This is a genomic window from Actinoplanes sp. NPDC051494, from assembly GCF_044454705.1.
Taxonomy (GTDB): domain Bacteria; phylum Actinomycetota; class Actinomycetes; order Mycobacteriales; family Micromonosporaceae; genus Actinoplanes.
Genome location: NZ_JBITDZ010000003.1, coordinates 300,738 through 326,393 on the forward strand (window position 1 = coordinate 300,738; position 25,656 = coordinate 326,393).

Annotated in this window: 23 protein-coding genes; 13 read left to right on the forward strand and 10 right to left on the reverse strand. The window is 71.6% G+C overall.

Translation table 11 applies throughout. The features are described from left to right. Nucleotides 1-49: 49 nt before the first annotated feature. Nucleotides 50-1,600, reverse strand: coding sequence for a leucyl aminopeptidase (locus tag ACIA6A_RS13920; protein ID WP_396097946.1), 1,551 nt, complete (start codon nt 1,598-1,600; stop codon nt 50-52). Nucleotides 1,601-1,740: 140 nt separating this feature from the next. On the opposite strand from ACIA6A_RS13920, the gene gcvT reads away from it, so the two are divergent. Next, complete coding sequence (gcvT, locus tag ACIA6A_RS13925; RefSeq protein WP_396097947.1) at nt 1,741-2,835, forward strand: glycine cleavage system aminomethyltransferase GcvT; 1,095 nt, start codon at nt 1,741-1,743, stop codon at nt 2,833-2,835. Nucleotides 2,836-2,865: 30 nt separating this feature from the next. On the opposite strand, the gene ACIA6A_RS13930 is transcribed toward gcvT, so the two are convergent. Both ACIA6A_RS13930 and ACIA6A_RS13935 read right to left on the reverse strand, forming a co-directional pair. Continuing rightward, nucleotides 2,866-3,591, reverse strand: a complete 726-nt coding sequence (locus ACIA6A_RS13930) for an adenosylcobinamide-GDP ribazoletransferase (protein WP_396097948.1) — start codon at nt 3,589-3,591, stop codon at nt 2,866-2,868. Next, the gene (locus tag ACIA6A_RS13935) at nt 3,584-5,644 is read right to left on the reverse strand and encodes a bifunctional adenosylcobinamide kinase/adenosylcobinamide-phosphate guanylyltransferase (protein ID WP_396097949.1); all 2,061 of its coding nucleotides are present in this window, start codon (nt 5,642-5,644) and stop codon (nt 3,584-3,586) included. Before ACIA6A_RS13935 ends, ACIA6A_RS13930 begins: the two co-directional genes overlap by 8 nt. A gap of 128 nt (nt 5,645-5,772) precedes the next feature. Here ACIA6A_RS13935 and ACIA6A_RS13940 point away from each other — a divergent pair, with 128 nt between their 5' ends. Both ACIA6A_RS13940 and ACIA6A_RS13945 read left to right on the forward strand, forming a co-directional pair. After that, nucleotides 5,773-5,970, forward strand: coding sequence for a hypothetical protein (locus ACIA6A_RS13940; protein WP_396097950.1), 198 nt, complete (start codon nt 5,773-5,775; stop codon nt 5,968-5,970). Next, the gene (locus tag ACIA6A_RS13945; protein ID WP_396097951.1) at nt 5,967-6,785 is read left to right on the forward strand and encodes a site-2 protease family protein; all 819 of its coding nucleotides are present in this window, start codon (nt 5,967-5,969) and stop codon (nt 6,783-6,785) included. Before ACIA6A_RS13940 ends, ACIA6A_RS13945 begins: the two co-directional genes overlap by 4 nt. Before the next feature lie 41 nt (nt 6,786-6,826). Here ACIA6A_RS13945 and ACIA6A_RS13950 read toward each other — a convergent pair whose 3' ends face one another. Together ACIA6A_RS13950 and ACIA6A_RS13955 are read right to left on the reverse strand one after the other, a co-directional pair. Further along, entirely contained in the window at nt 6,827-7,822 is a 996-nt protein-coding gene (locus tag ACIA6A_RS13950; protein ID WP_396097952.1) for an aldo/keto reductase family protein, read from the reverse strand. A 5-nt stretch (nt 7,823-7,827) separates the two neighbouring features. Next, nucleotides 7,828-11,037, reverse strand: coding sequence for a WG repeat-containing protein (locus tag ACIA6A_RS13955; RefSeq protein ID WP_396097953.1), 3,210 nt, complete (start codon nt 11,035-11,037; stop codon nt 7,828-7,830). Between the two features lie 2,862 nt (nt 11,038-13,899). On the opposite strand from ACIA6A_RS13955, the gene ACIA6A_RS13960 reads away from it, so the two are divergent. From ACIA6A_RS13960 to ACIA6A_RS13970, 3 genes are read left to right on the forward strand one after another with little or no spacing between them, the layout of a single operon-like run. Further along, complete coding sequence (locus tag ACIA6A_RS13960) at nt 13,900-14,760, forward strand: ABC transporter permease (RefSeq protein WP_396097955.1); 861 nt, start codon at nt 13,900-13,902, stop codon at nt 14,758-14,760. After that, on the forward strand, nt 14,753-15,553 hold the full coding sequence (locus ACIA6A_RS13965) for an ABC transporter permease (protein WP_396097956.1): 801 nt from the start codon (nt 14,753-14,755) through the stop codon (nt 15,551-15,553). The genes ACIA6A_RS13960 and ACIA6A_RS13965 overlap by 8 nt, the downstream gene beginning before the upstream one ends. Before the next feature lie 55 nt (nt 15,554-15,608). After that, on the forward strand, nt 15,609-16,553 hold the full coding sequence (locus ACIA6A_RS13970) for an ATP-binding cassette domain-containing protein (RefSeq protein ID WP_396097957.1): 945 nt from the start codon (nt 15,609-15,611) through the stop codon (nt 16,551-16,553). A gap of 89 nt (nt 16,554-16,642) precedes the next feature. On the opposite strand, the gene ACIA6A_RS13975 is transcribed toward ACIA6A_RS13970, so the two are convergent. Then, nucleotides 16,643-17,200: a helix-turn-helix domain-containing protein gene (locus ACIA6A_RS13975; protein ID WP_396097958.1), complete on the reverse strand. Its 558-nt coding sequence runs from the start codon at nt 17,198-17,200 to the stop codon at nt 16,643-16,645. A gap of 65 nt (nt 17,201-17,265) precedes the next feature. Here ACIA6A_RS13975 and ACIA6A_RS13980 point away from each other — a divergent pair, with 65 nt between their 5' ends. The 4 genes from ACIA6A_RS13980 to ACIA6A_RS13995 all read left to right on the forward strand — a co-directional run bounded on the left by ACIA6A_RS13980 (nt 17,266) and on the right by ACIA6A_RS13995 (nt 19,294). Beyond that, a complete protein-coding gene (locus ACIA6A_RS13980) occupies nt 17,266-17,949 on the forward strand; it encodes an AzlC family ABC transporter permease (RefSeq protein ID WP_396097959.1) in 684 nt (227 codons plus the stop codon). Further along, complete coding sequence (locus ACIA6A_RS13985; protein WP_396097960.1) at nt 17,949-18,257, forward strand: AzlD domain-containing protein; 309 nt, start codon at nt 17,949-17,951, stop codon at nt 18,255-18,257. The genes ACIA6A_RS13980 and ACIA6A_RS13985 overlap by 1 nt, the downstream gene beginning before the upstream one ends. Nucleotides 18,258-18,599: 342 nt before the next feature. After that, the gene (locus tag ACIA6A_RS13990) at nt 18,600-18,974 is read left to right on the forward strand and encodes a MerR family transcriptional regulator (protein ID WP_396097961.1); all 375 of its coding nucleotides are present in this window, start codon (nt 18,600-18,602) and stop codon (nt 18,972-18,974) included. Beyond that, on the forward strand, nt 18,962-19,294 hold the full coding sequence (locus ACIA6A_RS13995) for a thioredoxin family protein (protein WP_396097962.1): 333 nt from the start codon (nt 18,962-18,964) through the stop codon (nt 19,292-19,294). Before ACIA6A_RS13990 ends, ACIA6A_RS13995 begins: the two co-directional genes overlap by 13 nt. Here ACIA6A_RS13995 and ACIA6A_RS14000 read toward each other — a convergent pair. From ACIA6A_RS14000 to ACIA6A_RS14015, 4 genes are all read right to left on the reverse strand, one after another. Then, entirely contained in the window at nt 19,267-19,899 is a 633-nt protein-coding gene (locus ACIA6A_RS14000) for a DUF3043 domain-containing protein (RefSeq protein ID WP_396097963.1), read from the reverse strand. The genes ACIA6A_RS13995 and ACIA6A_RS14000 overlap by 28 nt on opposite strands. A gap of 92 nt (nt 19,900-19,991) precedes the next feature. After that, nucleotides 19,992-21,347: a UDP-N-acetylglucosamine 1-carboxyvinyltransferase gene (gene murA / locus ACIA6A_RS14005; RefSeq protein WP_396097964.1), complete on the reverse strand. Its 1,356-nt coding sequence runs from the start codon at nt 21,345-21,347 to the stop codon at nt 19,992-19,994. A gap of 215 nt (nt 21,348-21,562) precedes the next feature. Then, nucleotides 21,563-22,732 carry a quinolinate synthase NadA gene (gene nadA / locus ACIA6A_RS14010; protein WP_396097965.1) on the reverse strand — a complete coding sequence of 390 codons (1,170 nt, stop codon included), beginning with the start codon at nt 22,730-22,732 and terminating at the stop codon, nt 21,563-21,565. A gap of 48 nt (nt 22,733-22,780) precedes the next feature. Beyond that, the gene (locus tag ACIA6A_RS14015) at nt 22,781-22,927 is read right to left on the reverse strand and encodes a hypothetical protein (protein WP_396097966.1); all 147 of its coding nucleotides are present in this window, start codon (nt 22,925-22,927) and stop codon (nt 22,781-22,783) included. A gap of 51 nt (nt 22,928-22,978) precedes the next feature. On the opposite strand from ACIA6A_RS14015, the gene ACIA6A_RS14020 reads away from it, so the two are divergent. From ACIA6A_RS14020 to ACIA6A_RS14030, 3 genes are all read left to right on the forward strand, one after another. Then, complete coding sequence (locus ACIA6A_RS14020; protein ID WP_396097967.1) at nt 22,979-24,091, forward strand: glycerate kinase; 1,113 nt, start codon at nt 22,979-22,981, stop codon at nt 24,089-24,091. Between the two features lie 75 nt (nt 24,092-24,166). Beyond that, nucleotides 24,167-24,541, forward strand: a complete 375-nt coding sequence (erpA, locus tag ACIA6A_RS14025; RefSeq protein ID WP_396097968.1) for an iron-sulfur cluster insertion protein ErpA — start codon at nt 24,167-24,169, stop codon at nt 24,539-24,541. 134 nt (nt 24,542-24,675) lie between these two features. Continuing rightward, a complete protein-coding gene (locus tag ACIA6A_RS14030) occupies nt 24,676-25,656 on the forward strand; it encodes a carbohydrate kinase family protein (protein ID WP_396097969.1) in 981 nt (326 codons plus the stop codon).

The following is a 25,656-nucleotide window of genomic DNA, read 5'->3' on the forward strand; positions in this document are numbered from 1 at the left end:
ATGAGCGCCGCCCGGCAGGAAGCCGGACGGCGCTCGGGAAAGCTGGTGATCAGCCGTTGGCCGCGATGTCGTCGATCAGGGCGAGGAGGGTACGGACCGGGACGCCCGTGCCGCCCTTGCTCCAGTAGCCCGTGGGCTCGCTGGTGTGGTACGAGGGCCCGGCGATGTCGATGTGGGCCCACGGCATGCCCTCGGTGACGAATTCGCGCAGGAAGGCGCCGCCCTGCAGCATGTGGCCGGCGCGGTCCATGCTCGCGTTGACCTGGCTGATGTCCGCGATGTCGGAGTCCATGCCCTTGCGGACGTCGTCCGGCAGCGGCATCGGCCAGGCCGGCTCGCCGACGAGGTCGCCGGCCACCTTGACCCGCTCGGAGGTCTCCGGGTCGCCCATGATGCCGGCGATGCGCTTGCCGAGCGCGATGACCTGGCCGCCGGTCAGTGTGGACGTCTCGAACAGGTAGTCGGTGCCGTCGGCGCAGGCACGGGCCATGCCGTCGCCGAGGACCATGCGGCCCTCGGCGTCGGTGTTGAGGACCTCGACGCGCTTGCCGTTGAACATCGTGATGACGTCGCCGGGGCGGTAGGCGGTGCCGGAGGGCATGTTCTCGGCGATGGCGAGGTAGCCGCTGACCGCGACGTCCGGCTTGAGCGCGGCGACGGCGAGCAGGGTCGCGCCGACCGCGGCCGCGCCGGCCATGTCCGATTTCATCTCCCACATGCCGGCGGACGGCTTGATGCTGATGCCGCCGGTGTCGAAGGTGATGCCCTTGCCGACCAGCGCGACCCGCTTGGGGTTCTCCACGCCCTGCGGCGTGTAGGAGAGCTTGACCAGGCGCGGGGGCGCCTCGGAGCCCTGTCCGACCGCGACGATACCGCCGTAGCCACCGGCCTTGAGCGCCTCGAGGTCGAGCACCTCGACCTCGAGGCCGGTGCCCTCGGCGGCCGCGGCGACCGCGTCCGCGAACGTGGGCGGCCGCAGCTCGTTGGGGGGCATGTTGACCCAGTCCCGGGTGAGACGTACGGCCTTGGCGACGATCTCCGCGCGGGTGACCTCGGCGAGGGCGGCGGTGTCACCGGCGTCCGCGACGATGACCTTCAGGGCCTCCACCGGGTTGCGGCGGGCCGGCTGCGGCTTGGTCTTGTAACCGGCGAATTTGTAGGAGCCGAGCAGCGCGCCCTCCATGATGGCGCGCAGCACGGCCGGGGCGTCGGCGTCGTCGGGGACGGGCAGCGCCAGGGCGACCGTGCCGCTGCCTGCGAGGGCGCGGACGGCGGCACCGGTGCCCCGGCGCAGGGTCTCGGTGGCCGGGGCGGAGCCGGTCGGCTCGTCGCCGAGACCGACGGCGACGATCAGCGGGGCGGCGACGGTGCCCAGGGTGGCGAGCTTGGTCACTTCTCCGGGGGCGCCGGTGGCGCCGAGCAGAGCGAGCGTCGCGGTCAGCTTCCCGTCGAACGCGGCGGCGATGCTCTCGGCACCGGCCGCGGGCAGCAGGGCGCCGCCCTCGTCGGGCTGGCTGTGCAGCCCGATGACCAGGGCGTCGACGGCCAGTTCGGCGGGGTCGCCGTCGGCCAGGCTCAATGAGGGGGCGGGGTGGGTCACTCAGGCTCTCCGCGATCGCTGGGCCGGGGCTGTGGGTGGAGCGCCCCGGCGGCGTGGTCCGTCCGGTGCGGGTCGCGCCGGACGGCGGTGGTGTCCCGCCGATGCTAACCACATGCAAGGTCACGGGTAAGTTGCCACTCATGTCCGACGACCTGCTTCGCTCGCCGCTGCACGAGCGCCACACCGCCCTCGGAGCCAAGTTCGCCGCCTTCGGCGGGTGGGAAATGCCCCTGGAGTACGCGGGCGGGGGCGTCCTGCGCGAGCACGCCGCCGTGCGCGAGGCCGCCGGTGTGTTCGATGTCTCCCACCTGGGCAAAGCCCGGGTTTCCGGCCCGGGCGCGGCGGACTTCGTCAACGCCTGCCTGACCAACGATCTGGGCCGGATCGGGCCCGGCCAGGCGCAGTACACGCTGTGCTGCGACGACGCGTCCGGTGGGGTGGTCGACGACCTGATCGTCTATCTCATCAGCCCGTCGGAAGTTTTCCTGATCCCGAACGCCGCGAACACCGCCGAGGTGGTCCGCCGGCTCGCGCTGGCCGCGCCGGACGGGATCACCGTCACCGACGAGCACCGGTCCTGGGCGGTCCTGGCCGTGCAGGGGCCGGACGCGCCCGCGATCGTCAAGGGCCTCGGTCTGCCGGTCGAGCACGACTACATGTCGTTCTCGACCGCGTCGCTGAGCGGTGCCGAGCTGATCGTGTGCCGCACCGGTTACACCGGCGAGGTCGGCTACGAGCTGGTCGTGCCGTGGGACGACGCGGTGCGGGTGTGGGACGCGCTGGTCGAGGCCGGGGTCCGCCCGTGCGGGCTGGGCGCGCGGGACACGCTGCGCACCGAGATGGGCTACCCGTTACACGGTCAGGAACTCTCGCTGGAGATCACCCCGGTGCAGGCGCGTTCCGGCTGGGCGGTCGGCTGGTCCAAGCCGGCGTTCTGGGGCCGGGACGTGCTGGTCGCGGAGAAGGCCGCGAAACCCCGCCGGTCGTTGCGCGGGCTGGAGCTGACCGGCCGCGGCATCCCGCGGGGCCACATGCGGGTGTACGCGGGTGGCGAGCTCGTGGGGGAGACCACCAGCGGGACGTTCTCGCCCACCAAGAAGGTCGGTATCGCGCTGGCGCTGCTCGACACGGCCCCGGGGATCGCCGACGGGGACCTGGTGGAGATCGACGTCCGCGGCCGGCGGATCGAGGCGAAGGTCGTGAAGCCGCCGTTCGTCGAGACGTCGGTGCGTTAGTCAGATCGCTGGTGCGTTAGTCAGATCGCTTCAGAGGATCGCCAGGGCGACGATCGTCATGGTCGTCGCCAGTTCGGTCGTCGCGCCGATGACGTCGCCGGTGATGCCACCGAAGCGGCGTACGGCGTGACGCAGCACCATGATCAGGATCACTGTGACGGCGGCGACCGTGGCCGGGCCGGCCCAGAGCCGGTCCGGGACCGCCGCGGTCGCCAGCGCCGCGACCGGCATCGCCGCGAGGACCGTGACCGCGGTCGGCACGGTGCCGGCCACCAGGGCGCCGAGGCCGTCCGGGCGGGCCGCGGGCAGGCCCTTGCGGCAGGCCAGGGTCACGCCGAACCGGCCGGTGGTCCAGGCGGCGACGATCGCCCACGGGCTGACGCCGGTGCTGATCGCGGCGGTCTGGAGCAGGAGCGTCAGCACGATCGCGGCCACCCCGAACGGCCCGATGTCTGACTTTTTCATGATTTCCAGGGCGGCGGAGCCGGTACGGTACGAGCCCAGCGCGTCCACCGAGTCCGCCAGGCCGTCCAGGTGCAGTCCCCGGGTCAGCAGCACCCCAGCGGTGACGACGAGCGCGGCGCCGAGCAGGTTTGCGGGCAGCAGCTCGTGCCACCCGGCCAGGACCAGCCCGAGCCCGGCGCCCACCAGCGGCGCCAGCATCATCGCGCGGCCCGCGACCTGCCGGTCGATCCGTCCCGCGCGGACCGGTAGGACGGTCAGTGTCGTGACAGCCAGGCGCAGCCCGTCAAACACCGGGCTCGTCGACCTCGGGCTCGTCGAACTCTTCCGGTCCTTCCAGCAGCGCCGGGTGCACGGGCAGGGCCGCGGCCAGGGCGATCGCGGTCCGCAGCAACGGCAGCGCGGCCAGCGCGTTCGCACCCTCACCGAGGTCCAGGCCGAGCTCCAGCACCGGCGTCAGACCGAGCACGTCCGCGCCCTGGTGCACCAGCTGGTGACTGCCGGCGTCGGCGAGCAGGCACCAGTGCCGGCTCTGCGCCGCGAGATCACGGGCCACCAGCCCGGCCGCGATCCCCACCGGGCCGTCCAGCAACACCGGGATCCGCCGGGACGCGGCACCGAGCAGCGCCCCCGCGGCCACCGCGAGATCGGCGCCACCGAGCTGGGCCAGGATGTCCTTCGCCCCGCGCGGCTCCTGCCGGATCCGGTGCATCGCGTCCCGGACCGCGGCGCAGCGCCGCATCCAGGCCTCGTCGTCGTAGCGCCCGCCCGGAGCCAGTACCCGGGGCAGCACGGCGACCGGCTCGGCGCCGGTGGTGGCGGCGACGACAGCGGTCGCGGCGGCCTCCGTGCCGGAACCGCACGACGCGATGACAAGGGCTTCCCGGCCCTCGTCAGCGGCCGCGGTGGCCAGCTCCCACCCCTGCCGCAGCGCGGCGTCGACCCCGGCGGCGTCCAGCACCGGGCCATCCTCCATGGCCCCGGAACCGGGTACGCGGACCACGGCCACATCGGCACCGGCGGTAGCGGCCAGCCGGGCCAGCACACCCTCCCCGGCCTTGGTCTGAGCAGCCCGGCGGGCGCCCTCCGCGGCGTCGGCACCGGCCGACGAGCCCCCGGCGTGGTGCCCGTCGAGCAGCAGCACCCGGACCGGCCCCCACGGCCGCGGGATCGCGGTGCCCTGGGTCGCGGCGGCGAACTCGATCGCCTCGACGAGCGCGCCCACCCCGGCCCCGGGCAGATCCAGCTGAGCGAGCCGGTCCCGGGCGTCCGGCCCGGCGTCGCTGTCCGGCAACGGCAGATCCATCCCGGCCTCGATGACCGGGCCGTCCGCGTCGTCCTCCGAGCCGGCCGTGTCAGCCGAGCCGGCCGTGTCAGCCGAGCCGGCCGTGTCAGCCGAGCCGGCCGTGTCAGCCGGGCCGGCCGTGTCAGCCGAGCCGGCCGTGTCAGCCGGGCCGGTCGTGCTGGCTGTGTCGGTCGTGCTGGCTGTGTCGGTCGTGCCGGCCGTGTGGTTCGTGCCGGCTGTATCGGTCGCATCGGCCGGGCTGGGCTCGATCCCGGGCACGAGCGGCACGGCTGCGGCGGCGACCGTGACCTGCGTGGCTCGGCTCTGCGCCGCCGGAACCGACACGCCTGCCCGGGCCGCGTTGCCCGGCTCCGCCGTGACGGGGTCAGCGGCAGCGGGGTCAGCTGAGACGGGGTCTGTGGCGGCGGGGTCTGTGGCGGCGGGGCTCTCCGGGAGCGGGGTCCTCGGCGGGGCGGCGTTCGCGGCCTCGAGGTCCGAGACGATGCCGGTGTCCCCGGGGCCGGTCTTCAGCCAGGCCGGGCGGCCCGCGACCACCAGGACGACCCGGTCGCACGCGTCCGCGAGGGCCTGGTTGACGGTGCCCAGCGCGTCCGCGAACGCCCGGCCCAGCGGCGTCTGCGGCACCAGGGACAGCCCGACCTCGGGGCTGACCAGGACGATCCGGCCCGCGCACCCGCGTACCGCGGCGGCCAGTTCGGTGACCGTCGCCTCGTCGTCGTTGGGCTGCAGGGCCGGGTCCAGCAGGCCGGCCACCCAGCCGCCGAGGTCGTCGACCAGCAGCGTGTCGTCCGGCTTGGCGTCGTTGAGCATGGTCGTCAGCCGGGCCGGGTCGGCACCGGTCTCCTCGGTGGTCCAGGACTGCGGGCGGCGGCGCTGGTGCGACTCGATCCGGGCCAGCCACTCGGGATCGTCCTCACCGCCGACCGCGGTCGCGACATAGCGCACCGACGGCGCCCCGGCGACCAGCGCCTCGGCGAACGCGGACTTGCCGGATCGGATTCCGCCGAGAACCAGGACCGAACTCCACCCGTCACGAGACATGCCCCGTACCTTAGATCGTCCGTCCCCGGTACGCGGGACGGCCCATGTGCGCGCCCGGGCGGGCGTTGTCGGTGGCACACCGTAGGGTGGGTCTCACGCACGTTCAGACATCGAGGAGGGGCGACCGCATGCCGTGGAGTTGGCGGTACGAGGGCGTCGACGGGCAGCCCGTGGCAGGCCCGGCCGAGACGTTCAGCAGCCAGGCCGACGCCGAGTCGTGGATCGGGCAGGCGTGGCGCGAGCTCGCCACCGCCGGAGTCACCAAGGTCACTCTGCTGGAGGATGACCGGGTGGATTACCCGATGAGTCTGCTGCCCGAAGAGTGAGCAGTTTCCAGATCAGTCGCGAGGTGCCTCGCAGCGCCTTCGTGCCGAGCCCGGTCTTCGTCGGCATCCTGGCGGTGGTGCTGGTCAGCGCCTGGATGACGTGGACCGGGTTCGGCAACGTCCGCGTCGACGTGTTCCTGCTGGTCGTGTCCGGGTGGGTGCTCTCACTCACCCTGCACGAGTACGCCCACGCGATCATCGCGTACTTCTCCGGGGACCGGGGTGTCGCCGACCGTGGCTACCTGCGGCTCAACCCGTTGAAGTACACCCACCCCGTACTGTCGATCGTGCTGCCGTTGATCGCGGTCGTGCTCGGCGGCATCGGCCTGCCCGGTGGGGCGGTGTGGGTGGATCACGCGCACATCCGCAGCAAGGTCAAGGAATCGTTGATCAGCGCGGCCGGCCCGGCGACCAACGTGGTGTTCGCCCTGCTCCTGGCCGCGCCGTTCGCGTTCGGGGCCGGCGACGGCGCGCTGGTCTACTCGGCCGGGGGGATCACGCTGGGGCCGCACGGGGAGTTCTGGCTGGCCCTGGGGGCGCTCGCGTTCCTGCAGGTCACGGCGAGCCTGCTCAACTTCCTGCCGGTGCCGGGTCTCGACGGCGGCAACGCGCTGCGGCCGTGGCTCAGCGCGCCTTACCAGCGCGCCTACGACCTCTTCGCGCCGTACGGCTTCCTGCTGCTGTTCGTCCTGCTCTGGCAGTCGAGCGTGAATGTCTACTTCTTCAACGCCGTCGACTGGCTCAGCACCGCGATCGGGGTGCCGACGGACCTCGGTCAGATCGGGCTCTCGTACATGCGCTTCTGGAGCAATTGACCTGACGCTGTGCCGGGAGGGATCGCCTCCCGGCACCCTGGTCAGGGCCGGCGGGCCGGGCTGACGGTCTTGGCCGGGTCGCGCTCGGCGATCCCACCCACGATCTCGTCGACTGCCTTCATCAGGTCGGCGTCCAGCCGCACGCCGGACGCGGCGGCGTTGTCCCGGACCTGCTCCGGGCGCGACGCCCCGACGATCGCGGCGGACACGTTGCTGTTCTGCAGGACCCAGGCCACTGCCAGCTGGGCCATCGAGATCCCGGCCTGCTCCGCGAGCGGCTTCAATCTCTGTACGGTGGTGAGCACCTCGTCGCTCATGTACCGCTGGATGATGGGCGCGCTCGACTCCGTGCCGGCCCGCGAACCGGCCGGCGGCTGCTTGCCCGGCTCGTACTTGCCGGAGAGCACGCCCTGCGCGATGGGCGAGAACACGATCTGGCCGACGCCGACCTCCTCGCTGAGCGGCACCACCTCGGCCTCGATGACCCGCCACAGCATCGAGTACTGCGGCTGGTTCGACACGAGCTGGATCTTCAGGTCCTGGGCCAGCTCCCAGCCCGCCCGGATCTCCGTCGCCGTCCACTCCGAGACACCGATGTACAGCGCCTTGCCCGAGTGCACGACGTCGGCGAACGCCTGCATCGTCTCCTCGAGCGGTGTCGAGTAGTCGTAGCGGTGCGCCTGGTAGAGATCCACGTAGTCGACCTGCAGCCGCCGCAGCGACCCGTCGATCGACTCCATGATGTGCTTGCGGGACAGGCCGCGGTCGTTCTGCCCCGGCCCGGTCGGCCAGAAGACCTTGGTGAAGATCTCCAGCCCGGCCCGCCGCTCACCCTTGAGCGCCCGGCCGAGGACCTCCTCGGCCTTGGTCCCGGCGTACACGTCCGCGGTGTCGAACGTGGTGATGCCCACATCGAGGGCGGCCCGCACACACGCGAGCGCGGCGTCCTCCTCGACCTGCGACCCGTGGGTGAGCCAGTTGCCGTACGCGATCTCGCTGATCTTGAGGCCGGATCGGCCCAGGTGTCGGTACTCCATACGTCCTAAAGTACCGGCCGGGTCTCCGCCGACAGCCGCTCGATCTCACGCACCACGTCGCCGATGCTCCCGTGCACGACGTCCACCAGCGGCTCACCGCGCCGGTCCAGCGCCCCCCAGCGGTCCTCGGCGTCCCCGATCACGAACGCGGCCGGATGGATCACCAGCCTCGGGAACCGCGGCGTGACCAGCACCTGCCCGGCCCGGTCGACGACCCCGAGAAGATCGTCGGCGTCGATGACCGCCAGCCCCTCCTCGGTGAACCCGTCGATGCTCCCGCTGCCGGTCAGCACCGTCGCGAACCCGCGGTACCGGGTCGGCACGACCACCCGCCCATGCCGGTCCAGCGCACCCCAGCCACCCTTGCGGACCGGGGCCAGGCCGTGCCGGAACGGCAACACCTCGTCGAAGCCACCCGGCACGATCACCCGGTTGTGCCAGTCGATCGCGAACCAGCCACCATCCGCCCGGGAAACCCACGCCAACCCATCCGAGAAAGGCCCGACGTGTACGTATTCAGAGGCGCGATCAATCAGCAATGAACCGGTTTCGTCGATGAGTTCCCACGCCGCGACACCCGGCCGGCGAACCCACGCGGCCCCCTCCTGGAACGGCTGGGCCTCCGCGAACTGCTCGGCGATGACAACATCACCGTTACCGTCGGCGTACCCGAGGAATCCGGTCTCATAATCCGAGGCCGGCTGCGGGGCCCGGCTCTGCTGCAGAATCTCCTCACGCGACCGGGGATAGGGCCCCCACCCGCTCTCCTGAACCCGGGCCATGACCGCGTCGAGGGCAAACTCGGTGCGGGCGACCAGGTCAGGATCCTCGACCCGGCGAAGCTCCAGGGCCAGCTCAAAATGGTTGCACGCTTCGAGATACCGTCCCTGCTCGTAACCGGAACGGCCGGCATTGACATGCATCTCGGCCCGCAGGCGGTCAGGAAGCTCAACAGAATTGGCTTCCTCATAAAGCCGGTCGGCATCGGCGAAATCCCCCCGCCAATGCTGAACATGAGCGAGCCGAGCCTGCACCAGAGCAATCTGCGACAGTTCCCCGGTAGCCTCGGCATGCCGCAGAGCCTCCCGCCCGTCGGCCAGGGCCCGCCCGTACTCACCGAGCACCCGGCTCACCACGGCCCGCAGACTCAGCAACCGGGCGCGAACAGAATCCCGCTCCGCGTACTCGAGCTTGTCGGTGAGCCGATCCCGTACCACCATGAGCTGCTCTGGCTGATCGGCGGTCTCCCGCAGCGTGACCGGATCGACAACCCAGCGGTACGAAGCCAGCACCTGCTCCGGATCCGCCAACCGCCGGACCGGCTCCACCGAAGGCTCAGGCGGAGGGGCGACGGAGATCGTAGGAAGTTGCACACTCGGAGCCCGCACCGCGACCACGGTGGCCTCAGCGACAGCCTCCACAGCCGGCCGCTCAGCGAGGGTTGCGGCCTCGGTAAGTTCGGCTACCGGTTCGGCCGCGGCCGCTTTCTCCGCCGTAACCACGTCCACCGCAGCCTCACCCGCGGACAGTTCATCCTCGGCGAAACCAGGCATATCGGACGCGGTAACGACATCCTCGGTCACACCGACCGGCCCGATATCGTTCCCGGCATCCTCATCCGGCAGATCCTGAGATTCCGCTTCCACGACCTCCGGCTCCGGAGTCCTACCGTCCGGCGACCAGGTATGCGGCTCCCAGATCCCGACCTCAGGGTCCAGCTCATCCCCATCCACGCCTCGGCCTTGGCCTGCCGCGCCTTGGCCTGCGGCGCCTTGGCCTGCGGCGGCCTCATCCGCGCCGGATTCGTCGGCTGCGTTTTCTTCCGCGAAGCCTTCCCCAGACGCCGATTCCGGGCCGGGGCTCTCTTCTGAGACCGCCTCCTCAGCAACCGGCCTCTGTCGATCAGCCCCCGCAACCACGGTCTCCTGCACCGCGACCGCTTGGCCGACGTCGTCCTGCCCCGGTTCATCCCGGTCGACGGCGTCCCGGCCTGCGTCGTCCCGGCCTGCGTCGTCCGGGTCTGCGTCGTCCGGGTCTGCGTCGTCCGGGTCTGCGTCGTCCGGGTCTGCGTCGTCCGGGCCTGCGTCATCCGGGTCTGCGTCGTCTTGCCCCATGCCGGCCCGGCCTGCGTCTTCCTGGCCCGGGTCGTCCTGCCCCAGGACGACCCGGTCGACGGCGTCCCGGCCTACGTCGTCCAGGCCTACGTCCGACCGGCCTGTCTCTTCCCGGCCGATGTCTTCCTGATTCGGGTCGTCTTGGCCTGCGTCTTCTTGGGCAGCGCTTTCCCGAACCGTGTCACTGTGGGCCGAGCTTTCCAGGACCGTCGATTCCGCCCCCATACCTTCCAGGTCTTCTCCACCCTGGACCGTCGAATCCCGGGCGACATCGTCCTCGTCCGCGGCTTCCGGCTCGCTCGGCTCCTCGGCGTGGGTTTCCGGCGCCGCGGTTTCCGCGACCGCAGCTTCCTGGACCGCCAGCTCTTGATCGCCCGCCTCGTCCCTCCACCGGACCTGAGGATCAGGTTCCCCAGAGGCTCGTTGCGTCGTCGCCGGTTCCTGGGTCGCGAACTCCTGAGCAACGTCTTCCCGCGCCCCAAATCCCTGGACCGCAGCTTCCTGGACCGCAGGCTCCTGGACCGCAGGCTCCTGGACTGCGGTTTCCTGGGCCGCTGTCTCCTGGGCCGTGGGCGCCGGCATCGCGGTTTCCTGGATCTCGTCTGCCGCGGTTGCCGGTTCCTGGATCGCGACCTCGAGGTCTCCCGGATCCTGTACGTGGAGATCGGGCTCGGCGTTCTCGTCCGCCGTGTTGACTTCCGGCGAATCGGCGTCGATGGGGGCGAACCAGTCGGTCCTGCCCGGCACCGCGCCGCTGACGGGAGCGTCGGCCTCCACCGTTCCGGCCTCCGGTTCGGTGGGAGCGGGCGACACCGGGACCGGGTCGGGCTCGGTGGCGACCGCGCCCAGGCCGGTGACCGCTCCGAGACCACTCAGCGAGAGCAGCCACCCGAGGCCGCGCTCTTCCTCGGTCTCGGTCGCCGTTTCCTCGACCTCGTCGTCCGCTTCCGGGACATCCTGGATCGGCGCGGCCGGCAGCACCGGAGCCGGGAGGTTGGCGGTCGTGGCCGGGTCTGTCTCCGGCTCGGCGTCCGCTGCAGGCTCGATCTCGAACGCGACAGCATCGACCGGTGCCGAAGGCTCGACGAACGTCGCCTCCACGGTCTCCGGTGACGGGTTGCCACGAACCGGCGCCGGGATCCGCGTCTCTGTCGGCGCGTCATCACTGTACGGAGCCGGCTGCGTCGCACTCCCGGACGGTGTCTGGGCCGCGGCTGGATCGGGCTCGGCCGGGAAAGGTGCTGCTGGGCGGTGGTCCGGCTGGACCGGCGGGTACGGCGTCCGCCCCGAACCGTCGTGACCAGCACCGGACCGCGGGTCGGCAGGCCCACCCGACCGGGGGTCGAGCGGAGCACCCGACCGGGGGTCGAGCGGGGCACCGGACCGGGGGTCGAACGGTGGCGCGGACCGGGGGTCGAGCGGGGCACCGGACCGGGGGTCGAACGGTGGCGCGGACCGGGGGCCGACCCGGGGATCGGTGGGTGGTGCGGACCGGGGTCCGGTCCGGGCGTCGTAGGGCGCGACCGATCGCGGCGTGACCCTCTGGTCGAAGGGTGCACCGGACCGGGGTTCGACCCGGGCATCGTGCTGGGGTGCGGGCGGGCGGTTCTCCGGCCGGGGACCGAACGGCTGGGCCGCGCGATCCTGCACCGGCCGGCCGGGTTCGGCCTGCTGGTCCGGGCGGGAGTCGACGGACTGCGCCGGCCGGGAATCGTACGGTGGGGCCGGTCTGGTCTCGGGCCGGGAGTCGTACGGCGGTGCCGGACGGGTGGCGGGCCGGGAGTCGTAGGGCATGCCGGGGCGACCGTCGGGCCTCGCCTCCTGCGGATGGCCGGTCGTGGGAGGCAGCGGAGGGTTGGCGGCCGTGGGTTGCGGCGCCGCGTGGATCGGCTGAGGAGCCTGCGGGCGAGGATCCTGGTGGGCGGCCGGCCGGCGGTCGGACTGAGGTTCCCACGGTGAACCCTGGGCAGGGTTCGGTGCCGGGTGGCGAGGAGGCTGCGCGGGTCCGGGCTGATGCTGATGAATCGGCGCCTGCTGATGACCAGCCGGAGACTGCCCCGGACCGGTGCGCGGCTGACCGCCCAGACCACCGGCCCCCGGCCGCGCCGGTTGGCCGTCCGGCCGGGCCCGCAAAGGCTGACCATCAGGCCCGAGTCGCAAGGGCTGGCCGTCGGGCCCGAGCCGCAAGGGCTGGCCATCCGGTCCGAGGCGGGTGGGCTGAGCGTTGGGTCCGGGCCGCATGGGCTGGCCGTCGGGTCCGGGCCGCATGGGCTGACCATCGAGCCCGAGGCGGGTGGGCTGACCATCGGGTCCGGACCGCATGGGCTGACCATCGGGTCCGGACCGCATGGGCTGGCCGTCCGGGCCGAGGCGGATGGGCTGAGCGTTGGGTCCGGGCCGCATGGGCTGGCCGTCCGGGCCGAGGCGGATGGGCTGGCCGTCCGGGCCGGGACGGGTGCCGGGCCGCTCGCCGTAGGGGCGGGCGGGTGCGTCCTGGGGGCCGGGGGTGGACAGATGCTGCTGGCGGCGGTCGGTTTCGGGTAGGCGGGCCGCCTGGTTCCAGGATGGGCCGGGGCGGCCGGGGTTCACCGGGGGCGGGGGAGTCGCCGGGCCGTTCCAGGACGGTGGCTGGGAGGTCCGGTTCGGGTGCTGGGCCGCGCCGGGCGTGGCCGGGCCACCTTCCCATGCCTGCGGCGGGGTGGGAGGGGCTTGCGCCGCAGGGCCGTTCCACGACGGTGGCTGGGGGGCGGCCGGCGGGCGGGAGGGCGACGGGGGGCGCGGTGAACCGTCCCACGACGGTGGTGGCTGGGGTGGGCGGCCGACCGTGGCTCGCCCGGCGACGGGGGAGACCGGACGGGTCGGGTGACCGGGTGACGGTGGGCCGGAGGTCGGGCGCTCCTGGTAGGGCGGGCCCGAGATGGGTGGGCCCGAGGTGGGTGGGCCCGCGAAGCCGGGGTGCGAAGGAGGACCGGACACCGGCTGCCCCGGAGCGGTCTGACCGCCGAGGTAGGGCGGACCCGAGGTCGGCGGCCCGTTGAAAGAGGGGGACTGCCCATAGGAAGGCGGGCCGGAAGCAGGCCGCCCGTAAGCCGGCGGGCCGGAAGCGGGTCGGTCGTAGGGCGCGCCGGGAGCCGGCTGGCCGTAAGGCATGCCGGAGGCTGGTTGGCCGTAGGGCTGACCAGGTGCTGGTTGGCCGTAGGCGGGCGGGCCGGAAGCGGGTTGGCCGTAGGGCGCGCCGGGAGCCGGGCGGTGGTGAGGCGCGCTGGAAGTCGGTTGGCCGTAGGGCGCGCCGGAGGCCGGCTGGCCATAGGGCTGTCCGGGGGGCGCCTGGTCGTACGAGGGCGGCCCGGAAGCGGGCCGGCCGTAAGGGGGTCCGGAGGCCGGCTGGCCGTAGGGCGAGCCTGAACCCGGCTGACCGTAAGGAGGCCCCGAGGCGGGCTGGCCGTAAGCGGGCGGTCCGGACGCGGGCTGGCCATAGGCAGGCGGCCCGGACGCGGGCTGGCCATAAGGCTCGTAGGAGGGCGGCCCCGAGGAGGGTGACGCCGCGTAGGGGGGTGCCGAGTAGGGGGGTGCCGAGAAGGGCGGGGCGTACGACGGGGGTGATGAGGCCTGGGCGATCGCCTTGAAGTCCGCGTCCCAGGATGCCGCCGCCTCCGCCGCGGCTGCCGCGTCGTAGACCGGGTGGTGGACCGCCTGGCGGCGGCCGGGGTCGCCGGGGTAGCGCTGACCGGGCTGGGGCTTCCATTCGTACGTTATCTCGTAGACCCAGGCCGGCTCGTCCTCCCAGCCGTAAGCGCTTCCGGTCGAGCTCCAGCCGTTCATCGGGCACCCGGGTAGGTGCCGGACGTCTGGCTACGCTCGGTCACGACGTTCCACCTTGTCGAAAAGGGCACCGTAATAGTACGGAGTGTCCGGTACAGTCGCCGGGCTCCGCTGCGGGGTTCGTGAGAGGAGATTAACGGCGTGGACGTCCTTGACGCCAGGGTGCCGACGATCTCTCCGGGCAGGCCGTTCCGGGAATGGGTCACTACGTTCGGTGCGCTTTCATGGTCGGGTTTCCGGAGGTACGCGACCTACCGGCAGGCGACGATAGCCGGATCGTTCACCAACACCGTCTTCGGGTTCCTCAGGTGTTACGTGCTGCTCGCCGTGGCTGCCGGTGCGACTACGCGCAGACCGGGTGGTTACGACGTCGAGCAGCTGGCGACGTACGTCTGGGTAGGGCAGGGGTTGCTCTCCGTAGTTTCTTTGTGGAGTTGGTCCGAGCTCTCCGATCGGATCCGGTCCGGGGAGGTGACCGCTGACCTGCTGCGCCCGGTGCATCCGGTGGTCCTCTATCTTGCCCCTGATCTGGGCCGGGCCGGACATGCGATGATTTTCCGCTTTCTGCCGCCGCTGGCGGTGGGTGCGCTTTTCTTCGATCTGTACGCCCCCAGCCGCTGGTTCACGGTCCCGCTGTTCGCCGTCTCGGTGGTCCTCGCCGTCGTCATGAGTCTGGCCATGCGTTTCCTCGTCAACGCGACCGCCTACTGGTTGCACGACGCGCGCGGCCCCATCTTCCTGTGGATGTTGTCCGCCGGGGTGCTCGCCGGGCTCTATTTTCCGTTGCGATTCCTGCCGGACTGGCTCGCGGTCGCGCTCTGGGTGGGCACGCCGTTCCCCGGGCTGCTGCAGACCCCGCTGGACGTCCTGGTCGAGCGGGATCCCCCGGCCACCCAGGCGGCCCTGGTCGCACTGCAGGCGGTGTGGGCGGTCGTCCTGCTCGCCCTGGCCGTGGTCGTGCAGCGCCGCGCCGAGAAACGCCTGGTGGCCCAGGGTGGCTGAGCTGAAGGCGTACGTGGCGCTCGCGGGCGGTCAGTGGCGTTCGCTCGTCTCCTACCGCGCGTCGTTCGTGGTCGAGCTGTTCAGCAACCTCGGGTCGACGCTGCTGGACGTCGTCGCGGTGCTGGTGCTGTTCCGGGCGACCCGCACCGTGGCCGGGTTCGACCTGCCCGAGGGCCTGCTCATCGTGAGTCTGGCGTCGTGCGGGTTCGCGCTCGCCGACTTCGCGGTCGGCAACCTCGACCGGCTCAAGGGCTATGTGCGGGCCGGGACGCTGGACGCGGTGCTGATCCGCCCGCTCGGCGTGATGCCGCAGCTGATGCTCATGGACCTGCCGATCCGCAAGGCACTGCGGCTGGTCGTCGGCGGGGCGGTGCTGGTGGTGGCGTTGCGGCTGAACGATATCGACTGGACCCCGGCCCGGGTCGCGCTGGTGCTGGTGACTCCGGTCGCCGGGGGGGTCTTCTTCGGGTCGATCTTCGTGATCAGTGCCAGTCTCGCGTTCTGGTGGGTCGATTCCGGCGAGATCGGCAGTGCTTTCACGTACGGCGGGCGCGACTTCACCTCGTACCCGATCCCGGTCTATTCGGGGTGGTTCCGCGCCGTTTTCGCGTACGGGATGGGCTTCGGTTTCGTGGCTTATCAGCCGGCGGTGACGCTGCTGGGCCGGCCTGATCCGCTCGGTCTGCCCGGCTGGTCGGGCTTCCTCTCCCCGCTGGTGGCGCTGGTCGCCGCGGTCATTGCCGCGCTCGTCTGGCGCACCGGCATCAAGCATTATCGGAGTACGGGGTCATGATCGCCTGCACCGAGCGCAGCGAGGGCCGGAAGAGCATGACAAAGGCAGGCGGAGCATGAGCGTCATTCGGATGCGGGAACTGCGCAAAGAGTTCACGGTACGGATCAAAGCGGGCCGGTTGCGCCGCGAGAAACGTACGGTGTCCGCGGTCGACGGTATCGATCTGTCCATCGACCAGGGTGAGATGGTCGGTTACATCGGGCCCAACGGCGCCGGGAAATCGACCACGCTGAAGATGCTCACCGGCGTGCTGACCCCGACGTCGGGCGAGGTCGAGGTGTGCGGGCTGACGCCGGTGCCGCAGCGCACCCGGCTCGCCCTGCGGATCGGCGTGGTGTTCGGGCAGCGCTCGCAGCTGTGGTGGGATCTGCCGTTGCGCGAGTCGTTCACGCTGCTGCGGCACATCTACCGGGTGCCGCCGGACGCGCACGCCGCCCGGCTGAGGCGCTGCCGTGACCTGCTGGACCTGGACGGATTCATGGACACCCCGGTGCGGCAGCTGTCGCTGGGGCAGCGGATGCGCGGCGAGCTGACCGCGGCGTTGCTGCACGGCCCGTCGGTGCTGTTCCTGGACGAACCGACGATCGGCCTGGACGTGGTCAGCAAGCTGGCGGTCCGGTCCTTCCTCGCCGAGCTGGGCGCGACCGGCGACGTGACGCTGGTACTGACCACCCACGACCTGGCCGACATCGAACGCCTCTGCCGCCGGCTGGTGGTGATCGACCACGGCCGGGCGGTGCACGACGGCACCATCGAAGCCCTTCATCAGCGGTACGGATCCCGGCGCCGGCTCGTGGTGGACCTCGACGGGCCGTTGCCGGCGGATTTCGCGGTCCCGGGCGCGGACCTGCTGTCCACCGAGGCCGACCGGCACCGGGCGGTCTTCGAGCTGGTCTCCTCGTCGGCCGGCGCGGTGGTCGCCGCCCTGCCGTCGTTGCGCGACCTGTCCCTGGTCGAGCCGGACATCGAGGACGTGGTGGCCCGCCTCTACCGCGCGTGAGCCCTGGCGATCTTCCGGTACGCCGTGACCAGCGGGACGGCCGTGCGGCCCAGGCTCGGGGCCGACCTGGAAGTGGGCCACTACCTCGGCTAACGGTGCTCCGACACCAGCACGGCCCAGGTCCCGGGCGCCAGGGCCTCGTAGTGGTGGGGGACGTCGCCGGGGAACGACGCGTAGTCGCCGGGTTCCAGCTCGACCCGGTCCTCGGCCGGCCCGGCCTCGAGCCGGCCCGCCGCGACCACCACGTGCTCGACGGTGCCCGGGAGATGGGCCTCGGCCTGGCGGGGCTGGCCCGGCTCCATCTCCAGGATGTAGAGATCCCGCCGGGCGTGCACCGAACCGGCGGTGAGCAGGCTCGCGGTGAAGTCGGCGTGGTCGGCGCGCAGCCGGGTCTGCTCGGCGGCGCGGACCACCCGTACACCCGGACTGGGTGGTTCGACGAGGCGGCCGAACGGGATCCCCAGCGCGACGCCCAGCGACCAGAGCGTCTCGATACTGGGGTTCCCGGTGCCGTTCTCCAGCTGGGACAGCGTCGATTTGGCCAGTCCGGCCCGGCGGGCCAGTTCGGCCAGGGAGATCCCGGCCCGCTCCCGCTCCCGGCGCAGGGCGGCGGCGATCACGGCGAGCGGGGGTGCGGGTGGTGTCACGTTCACTCCGTCGATCGATTCGTTCGGTTTGACGAACGCCAGGCTTATGTTCGATATTATGAACTATGAGTACGCCACACCGAACGTTCGACCGCGCGCTGCTCCGCGACGCGGCGGCGATCGCGGCCGCCATGATCGCGGTAGGTGGCTCGTTCGGCGCCATCGCCATCGCGTACGAACTGCCCGTCTGGGTTCCCTTCGCCATGTCGACCCTGGTCTTCGCGGGCGGCGCCCAATTCCTCGCGGCCGGCCTGCTGGCGGCGGGCAACCCGATCGCGGCGGTCTTCGCGGGCCTGCTGCTGAACGCCCGGCACTTCCCGTTCGGCCTGGCGGTCGCCGAGACCATCGGCCCCCGCCTGCGCGACCGCCTCGTCGCCAGCCACCTGATGACCGACGAGACGGTGGCCTTCACCCTGCGCGAGCAGGACCCGGTCCGCCGCCGCCGCACCTACTGGACCATCGGCCTGACGCTGTTCACCTCATGGAACGTGGGCACGGCCCTGGGCGTCCTGCTCGGCGGAGCGGTCAGCGACACCGACTCGCTGGGCCTCGACGCGGCGTTCCCGGCCGGTCTGCTCGCCCTGATCCTGCCGTCACTGCGCGACCGCGCGACCCGGGCGGTGGCCCTGACCGGGGCACTGCTCGCGGTGGCCCTGACCCCGGTGCTCCCGGCCGGCCTGCCGGTGCTGTGCGCGCTGCTCGGCCTGCTCGTCCTCGTCATCCCCAGCCTGCGCCGGAGAGAATCCTGATGCTGATCGCAGCGATCGTGGTGCTCGCCATCGGCACCTACACCATCCGGTTGGGCGGGGTCCTGCTCCGCGACCGGCTCGAACTCTCCGACCCGGTCCAGCGTCTCCTCCCGATGGCCGCGGCGTCCCTGTTGGCGGCCCTCGCCCTGACGGCCGCCCTGATGGAGGACACGCACCTGGCCGGCTTCGCCCGCCCGGCCGGCGTCACCGTCGGCGTCCTCCTGGCCTGGCGCCGAGCCCCTTTCGTCCTGGTCGTCCTCGCCGCCGCCGCAACCGCCGCCCTCCTGCGCCTCGCCGGCCTCCACTGACGGTGCGGCCGGTGGTGCCGGCTCGGCCCGGCGCCCGCATAACGCCGGTGAACGCCGGCTCCGCGCCCGCCCCGCGCTGGCCTCGCGCCCGCCCCGCGCTGGCCCCGCGCCCGCCCCGCGCTGGCCCCGCGCCCGCCCCGCGCTGGCCCCGCGCCCGCCCCGCGCTGGCCCCGCGCCCGCCCCGCGCTGGCCCCGCGCCTGCCCCGCGCCCGCCCCGCGCCCGCCCGGCACTGGCCCCGCGCTGTGCTCGAGAAAGAACGTTCGTTCTGCCGGGGTGGGCTGGGGCGGCGGCGCGGGTGAGAGCTTGCCTTGACGTCGGTGTGAGCCCTTAGCGTGGTGTGCATGCTGATCGGGGAGCTGGCCGAGCGGGCCGGGACCAGCGCGCGGACGTTGCGCTACTACGAGGAGCACGGGCTGGTCGAGGCCGGCCGGGATGCGAACGGGTACCGGCGCTACGACGAGGGTGAGCTGCGGGTCGTGCACGAGATCCGGACGCTGCTCGCCGCCGGGTTCGGCGTGGACGACATCCGGCCGTTCGTGGCCTGCCTGCGGGCCGGGAACCCGGCCGGGCACGTGTGCCCGGACTCGGTGGCCGTGCTGCGCCGGCGGATCGCCGAGGTCGAGGCGTGTCTGGGCGAGCTCTCCGAGGTGCGGGACCAGTTGCGTGGGCAGCTGGCCCAGGCTATCGAGGAGAGGGCGACCCGATGCTTGTGGTGACCGATGAGAGTTTTGCCGATGTGGTGCTTGCCGCCCGGCTGCCGGTCGTGGTGGATTTCTGGGCCCGGTGGTGCTCGCCGTGCCGGCCGTTGGGGGCGGCGCTGGGGGACCTGGCCGCGGAGTTCGACGGGCGGCTGCTGGTCGTCTCGATGGATGTCGACGAGAACCCGGGGACCGCCCGGGCCTACCGGGTGATGGCGATGCCGACGCTGATGTTCTTCCGGGACGGCGCGGTGACGCACTCGACCGTCGGGAACCGCCCGAAGAGTGCTCTCCGGGCGGCCCTGCTGGATCAGATCTTGGCGCCGAGCTCCACCTGAGGCTTCGGGACGCGCATGCGGCGGAACGTCAGCGCGCGCATGATGCCGTACAGGTAGAGCGAGCCGAGGCGCTGGGTGGTGGCGGGGAAACGCTCGCCGACCAGCTTCTTGATCCGGCGGGAGATCAGGACGCTGTCGATGATCACCGTGATCGCGAGGATCGCCCAGAGCAGGTTGGCGGCGAGCTGGACCTGGGTGGGCATCTGGCCGGTGGAGCCGATGAACACGATGATCGCGCCACCGAAGAACCAGGTGCCGGCCGTGCGGCGGGAGTCGACGATGCTGCGGACCAGGCCGCGCTCGGGGCCACGGTCGCGGGCGAGCAGGTAACGCTCGTCGCCGGCGCGCATGCCGGCGGTGGCCTCGGCGCGCTCGACGCGCTGGCGGTCGCGCATCTGCTTCATGGCTTCGCGGCGGTTGGCGGGGGCCGCGGCCGTGTCGTGCCGGCGCTGGACGCTCACGCGTTTCGGCGTCTGCCGGCCCAGCTCCTTCTTGGAGGGCGTGTAGGCCTTGGGGCGTGACGCGGTGGCGGTGTCGTCCTCGGTCACCGTGGCGGTGGCGTCGGCGACGAGGTCGGCGGACTTGCGGCGAAACAGCGAGGACACCCCAGCAGAGTAGCCAAGGAAGCCGGCAAACCTGAAACCGCGCCGCCGATATGGATCGGCGGCGCGGTCATGTCAGACGAACCGGTAGTGGATCAGAGCCGTTCGACGTGGGCGCCGAGGGCGGCGAGCTTGTTCTCGAAGTCCTCGTAGCCCCGGTTGATCAGGTCGACGCCGTAGACGCGGGAGGTGCCCTCGGCGGCCAGCGCGGCGATCAGGTGGCTGAAGCCCGCGCGCAGGTCGGGGATCACCAGGTCGGCCGCGTGCAGCTTGCTCGGGCCGGCGATGACCGCGGAGTGCTTGAAGTTGCGCCGGCCGAAGCGGCAGGGGGTGCCGCCGAGGCAGTCGCGGTAGACCTGGATGGTCGCGCCCATCGAGTTGAGTGCCTCGGTGTAACCGAGGCGCTGCTCGTAGACCGTCTCGTGCATGATCGACAGCCCGCGGGCCTGGGTCAGCGCGACCACCAGCGGCTGCTGCCAGTCGGTCATGAAGCCGGGGTGCACGTCCGTCTCGAGGGCGACCGCGTTGAGCTCGCCGCCCGGGTGCCAGAACTTGATGCCACCCTCGACGCCGGTGACACCGGGCCGGCCGACCCGCGCGTCGGTGATCTCGAACTCGCCGCCGATGTTCGTGAAGACGTTCAGGAACGTCATCATGTCGGCCTGCTGCGCCCCGAGCACCTCGATCTCGCCACGGGTGGCGAGCGCGGCGGCGGCCCAGCTGGCGGCCTCGATGCGGTCCGGGATCGGCTTGTGCTTGTAGCCGTGCAGCTTCTTGACGCCCTGGATCTCGATGACCCGGTCGGTGTGCACGGTGATGATGGCGCCCATCTTCTGCAACACGCAGATGAGGTCCATGATCTCCGGCTCGATCGCGGCGTTGCGCAGCTCGGTGACGCCCTCGGCGCGTACGGCCGTGAGCAGCACCTGCTCGGTCGCGCCGACGCTCGGGTACGGCAGCTCGAGCTTGGTGCCGTGCAGACCGTTGGGGGCGGTCAGGTGCATGCCCTCGGGGGTCTTGTCGACGATCGCGCCGAACTCGCGCAGCGCCTGCATGTGGAAGTCGATCGGGCGGGGCCCGATGTGGCAGCCACCGAGGTCCGGGATGAACGCGTGGCCCAGGCGGTGCAGCAGCGGGCCGCAGAACAGGATCGGGATCCGTGAGGAGCCGGCGTGCACGTTGATCTCGTCGGTGCTGGCGGACTCCACGTTGGTGGGGTCCATCACCAGCTCACCGTCGTCGGCGCCGTCGGACACCTTGACGCCGTGCAGCCCGAGCAGACCGCGGACCACCTCCACGTCGCGGATGGCGGGCACGTCGTACAGATGGCTCGGCGTCTCGCCCAGCAGGGCGGCCACCATCGCCTTCGACACGAGATTCTTGGCGCCACGGACCCGGATCTGTCCCTGCAGCGGCGTGCCGCCGTGTACGGCCAGGACGTCGTCGGTCAACGCAACCTCCAGAGACGGGCACACGTTCGCGCGCCCGAACGAATAGGGGTGCTGCCGCGAGTAGGGGGCCACGGCAGTCGCCCGGGCAGCATAGCCCTGAGTGACCGTTACAGAAATCATCACAACGCCCACCAGGGCACGAATCGCAGATGATTAAGCCAAGAAAAAGGTGAGCCCTCTCGGAGGGCTCACCGATGACTACGCAGAGTTGCGATTTAGGGCAGTGCCAACATCTGGTCGAGGGCCACCCGGGCATACTTCGCGGTGTCCGCGTCGACGGTGATCTGGTTGGGTACCCGACCCGCGACCAGCTCCTCCAGCGCCCACACGAGGTGCGGGAGATCGATGCGGTTCATCGTCGAGCAGTAGCAGACCGCCCGGTCCAGGAACATGATCTGCTTGTCGGGGTGCTCAAGCGCCATCCGGCGTACCAGATTCAGCTCGGTGCCGACCGCCCAGCTGGACCCCGCCGGGGCCGCTTCCAGGGCTTTGATGATGTATTCGGTCGAGCCGACCTGGTCGGCGGCGCGGACCACCTCGTGGCGGCACTCGGGGTGCACGAGCACGTTGACGCCGGGCACCCGCTCGCGGACCTCGCGGACGCTCTCGATGGTGAAGCGGCCGTGCACCGAGCAGTGCCCGCGCCAGAGGATCATCGTGGCGTCCCGCAGCTGCTCGGCGGTCAGGCCGCCGTTCGGCTTGTGCGGGTCGTAGAGCACGCAGTCGTCGAGCGTGAGGCCCATCTCGAGCACCGCGGTGTTGCGCCCGAGGTGCTGGTCGGGCAGGAAGAACACCTTCTGGCCCTGCTCGAACGCCCAGTCCAGGGCCCGCTTGGCGTTGGACGAGGTGCAGACCACGCCGCCGTTGCGCCCGACGAAGCCCTTGATGTCGGCCGAGCTGTTCATGTATGTGACAGGAACCACATCATCGGCAATGCCGAGATCGGCGAACTGTTCCCACGCGGTCTCGACCTGACCGAGCACGGCCATGTCCGCCATCGAACAGCCGGCCGCCAGGTCGGGCAGCACGACCTTCTGCGCCGCGGTGGTCAGGATGTCGGCGCTCTCGGCCATGAAGTGCACGCCGCAGAACACGATGAACTCCGCGTCCGGCCGGGCGGCGGCCTCACGGGCCAGCTTGAAGGAGTCGCCGGTGACGTCAGCGAATTGGATGACCTCGTCACGCTGGTAGTGGTGACCCAGCACGAAGACGCGGGAGCCGAGCGCCGCTTTGGCAGCGGTCGCCCGGGCCACGAGATCAGGGTCGCTCGGCGCCGGCAGATCGCCGGGGCAGTCGACGCCGCGCTCGCTGGCGGGGTCGGTGTCCTGACCCAGCAGCAGGAGCGCGAGAGGGGAGTTCGCGGGTTCAGTCCAGGTCGACGTCACGCCACCATGTTTCCACAAGGTTGCCTGGTGTCAGGTGTGGCGAAGCACTCAGCGGCGCTTGCCCTGGGCCTTCGCGGCGAGCGAGCGCAGGCGTGCCTGGTTCTCGGGCTTGGAGAGCTGGTGCCGGCCCTGCTGGACAAGCTTCTGTCCCTTGGGGCTGCGAAGGAAATTCTGCAGTCGCTGCATGAGGGTCATGGAACTTATGTTCCCTGACGGACCTGAGCGAAACCTGTACCTTCTGTGGTCGTGCGCGTACTCATCTGCCCTGACAAGTTCGCCGGAACGCTGAGCGCCGCCGAGGCGGCCGCCGCGGTCGCGGAAGGCTGGCACGAGGTCGCGCCCGCCGACGAGTGTGTGCAACGGCCGCTCTCCGACGGCGGCCCCGGCTTCATCGAGGTGCTGGCCGGCGCGCTGGACGGCCGGGTGATCCCGGTCGCCACCGTCGATCCGCTCGGGCGCCCGGTCCGGGGCGAGGTCCTGCTGGCCGGCGGCACGGCATACGTGGAGAGCGCTCAGGCCTGCGGCCTGCACCTGCTGACCGAGCAGGAGCGCAACCCCAACACCACCACCTCGTACGGCCTGGGGCTGCTCCTCGCGGCGGCGGTCGAGACCGGTGCGGCCGAGGTGGCGGTCGGGCTGGGTGGCTCCGCCGTCAACGACGCCGGGGCCGGGATGCTGGCCGCGCTGGGTGCCGGGCCGGTCGACGGGTCCGGGTACGCGCTCCCGTACGGCGGTTCCGTGCTCGGCACCGCCGCGGGGCTCGCCGGGACGCCCCGCCTGCGCCAGGTGAGCCTGGTGGCGGCCACCGACGTGGACAACCCGCTGCTCGGCCTGCACGGGGCCAGCAACGTGTTCGGACCGCAGAAGGGCGCCTCCCGCGACGACGTGCTGCGACTCGACGCGGCGCTCGAGCACTTCTCGTCCGTACTCGAACGGGCTTTCGGTGTCGAAGGTCTCGCCGCACGGCCCGGAGCGGGCGCGGCCGGCGGGATCGGGGCGGCCCTGCTGGCCCTCGGCGGCCGGGTCGTCTCCGGGATCGGCCTGGTCACCCGCCTGATCGGGCTGGACGCCGAGCTCGACACGGCGGATCTGGTGATCACCGGGGAGGGCTCCTTCGACCACCAGTCGCTGCGCGGGAAGGTCACCGCCGGCATCGCCAACAGCGCTCGTGACCGGGGCCTGCCCTGCGTCGTGGTCGCGGGCCGCAACGAGACCGGGCACCGCGAGGCCGCTTCCGCGGGGGTGACCGAGACGTACGCTCTGGTGGAGCACTTCGGTTCGCTCGGGCTGGCGCTCGGCGAGCCGGCTCGCGGCCTGCGCGAAATAGCCTCCAGGCTGGCCCAGCAGTACAGCCGGTGACTTGGGGAATAAGACCAGGGAGAGCTAGCGTTGGCCGGTACGGCACATCACCGGACCGGCAGGGAGAACCGCAACGTGACAACTGAAGCGCACACCGAGTCGACCGAGGCCACCACGGCCGCGCCGACCGGCGTCATTTTGACCGACGTCGCGGCTGTCAAGGTCAAGGCCCTGATCGAGCAGGAAGGGCGCGATGACCTGCGCCTGCGCATTGCCGTGCAGCCCGGTGGCTGCTCCGGCCTGCGTTACCAGCTGTTCTTCGACGAGCGCTCGCTCGACGGGGATGTCGTCAGCGACTTCGACGGTGTCGAGGTCGTCGTCGACCGGATGAGCTCGCCCTACCTGGCGGGTGCCTCTATCGACTTCGCGGACCGTATCGACGCGCAGGGCTTCACGATCGACAACCCCAACGCGCAGAACTCCTGCGCCTGTGGTGACTCTTTCCACTGAGCCCCGCCCTCTGGCATCACGAAGGCCGTCCATCCCGTCCGGGAGGGCGGCCTCCGCCGTGTAACGCGGAGATGTCACGGGTGCGAACGGCCGGTAGGCTCCGGGGGTAATCGCACCCGACCCTGAGGGCCGACATGAAGATCGCCGTTACCGGCTCGATCGCCACCGACCACCTGATGCACTTCCCGGGCAAGTTCTCGGAGCAGCTCATCGCCGATCAGCTGCACAAGGTCTCGCTCTCCTTCCTCGTCGACGACCTGGTCGTGCGGCGCGGCGGCGTGGCGGCGAACATCGCCTACGGCATGGGCCAGCTGGGCCTGACCCCGCTCCTCGTGGGCGCGGTCGGCGCGGACTTCGCCGACTACCGCTCCTGGCTCGAGCGCCACGGGGTCGACTGCGACTCGGTGCACGTCAGCGACGTCGCCCACACCGCGCGCTTCGTCTGCACCACCGACGCGGAGCTCAACCAGATCGCCTCGTTCTACGCGGGCGCGATGACCGAGGCCCGCAACATCGAGCTCGCCCCGGTCGCCTCCCGCGCCGGCGGGCTCGACCTGGTCGTGATCGGCGCGAACGACCCGGCCGGGATGCTCCGGCACTCTCAGGAGTGCCGCGACCGGGGCTACGCGTTCGCCGCGGACCCGTCGCAGCAGCTCGCCTGGATGGACGGCAAGGACGTGCTGCCGCTGATCGAGGGCGCGCGCTTCCTGTTCACCAACGAGTACGAGCGCTCGCTGCTGGAGACCAAGACCGGCCTCACCGGCGACCAGGTGCTCGAGCACGTCGAGATCCGGGTCACGACGCTGGGCGCCGGCGGTGCCGAGATCACCGGCCGGACCATGGAGCGCATCCACGTGCCGGTCGCCCGCGACGTCGTCCCGCAGGACCCGACCGGGGTCGGCGACGGCTTCCGGGCCGGTTTCTTCGCGGCGCTCAGCTGGGGCGTCGGCCTCGAGCGCGCGGCGCAGGTCGGCTCGCTGGTCGCGGCGAACGTGCTGGAGAGCGACGGCGGCCAGGAGTACGACATCGTCACCGACAACTTCCTGAAGCGGCTGGCGGATTCCTACGGCGACGAGGCGGCGGCCGAGATCCAGCCGCACCTGGCCCAGGGCTGA

Coding starts and splice junctions, on each gene's coding strand:
- ACIA6A_RS13980 (WP_396097959.1), top strand. CDS start 17,266: ATGAGTACGCCACACCGAACGTTCGACCGCGCGCTGCTCCGCGACGCG.
- ACIA6A_RS13995 (WP_396097962.1), top strand. CDS start 18,962: ATGCTTGTGGTGACCGATGAGAGTTTTGCCGATGTGGTGCTTGCCGCC.
- gcvT (WP_396097947.1), top strand. CDS start 1,741: ATGTCCGACGACCTGCTTCGCTCGCCGCTGCACGAGCGCCACACCGCC.
- ACIA6A_RS14015 (WP_396097966.1), bottom strand. CDS start 22,927: ATGACCCTCATGCAGCGACTGCAGAATTTCCTTCGCAGCCCCAAGGGA.
- ACIA6A_RS13990 (WP_396097961.1), top strand. CDS start 18,600: ATGCTGATCGGGGAGCTGGCCGAGCGGGCCGGGACCAGCGCGCGGACG.
- ACIA6A_RS13950 (WP_396097952.1), bottom strand. CDS start 7,822: ATGGAGTACCGACACCTGGGCCGATCCGGCCTCAAGATCAGCGAGATC.
- ACIA6A_RS13935 (WP_396097949.1), bottom strand. CDS start 5,644: ATGTCTCGTGACGGGTGGAGTTCGGTCCTGGTTCTCGGCGGAATCCGA.
- ACIA6A_RS13970 (WP_396097957.1), top strand. CDS start 15,609: ATGAGCGTCATTCGGATGCGGGAACTGCGCAAAGAGTTCACGGTACGG.
- ACIA6A_RS13940 (WP_396097950.1), top strand. CDS start 5,773: ATGCCGTGGAGTTGGCGGTACGAGGGCGTCGACGGGCAGCCCGTGGCA.
- ACIA6A_RS14030 (WP_396097969.1), top strand. CDS start 24,676: ATGAAGATCGCCGTTACCGGCTCGATCGCCACCGACCACCTGATGCAC.
- ACIA6A_RS13985 (WP_396097960.1), top strand. CDS start 17,949: ATGCTGATCGCAGCGATCGTGGTGCTCGCCATCGGCACCTACACCATC.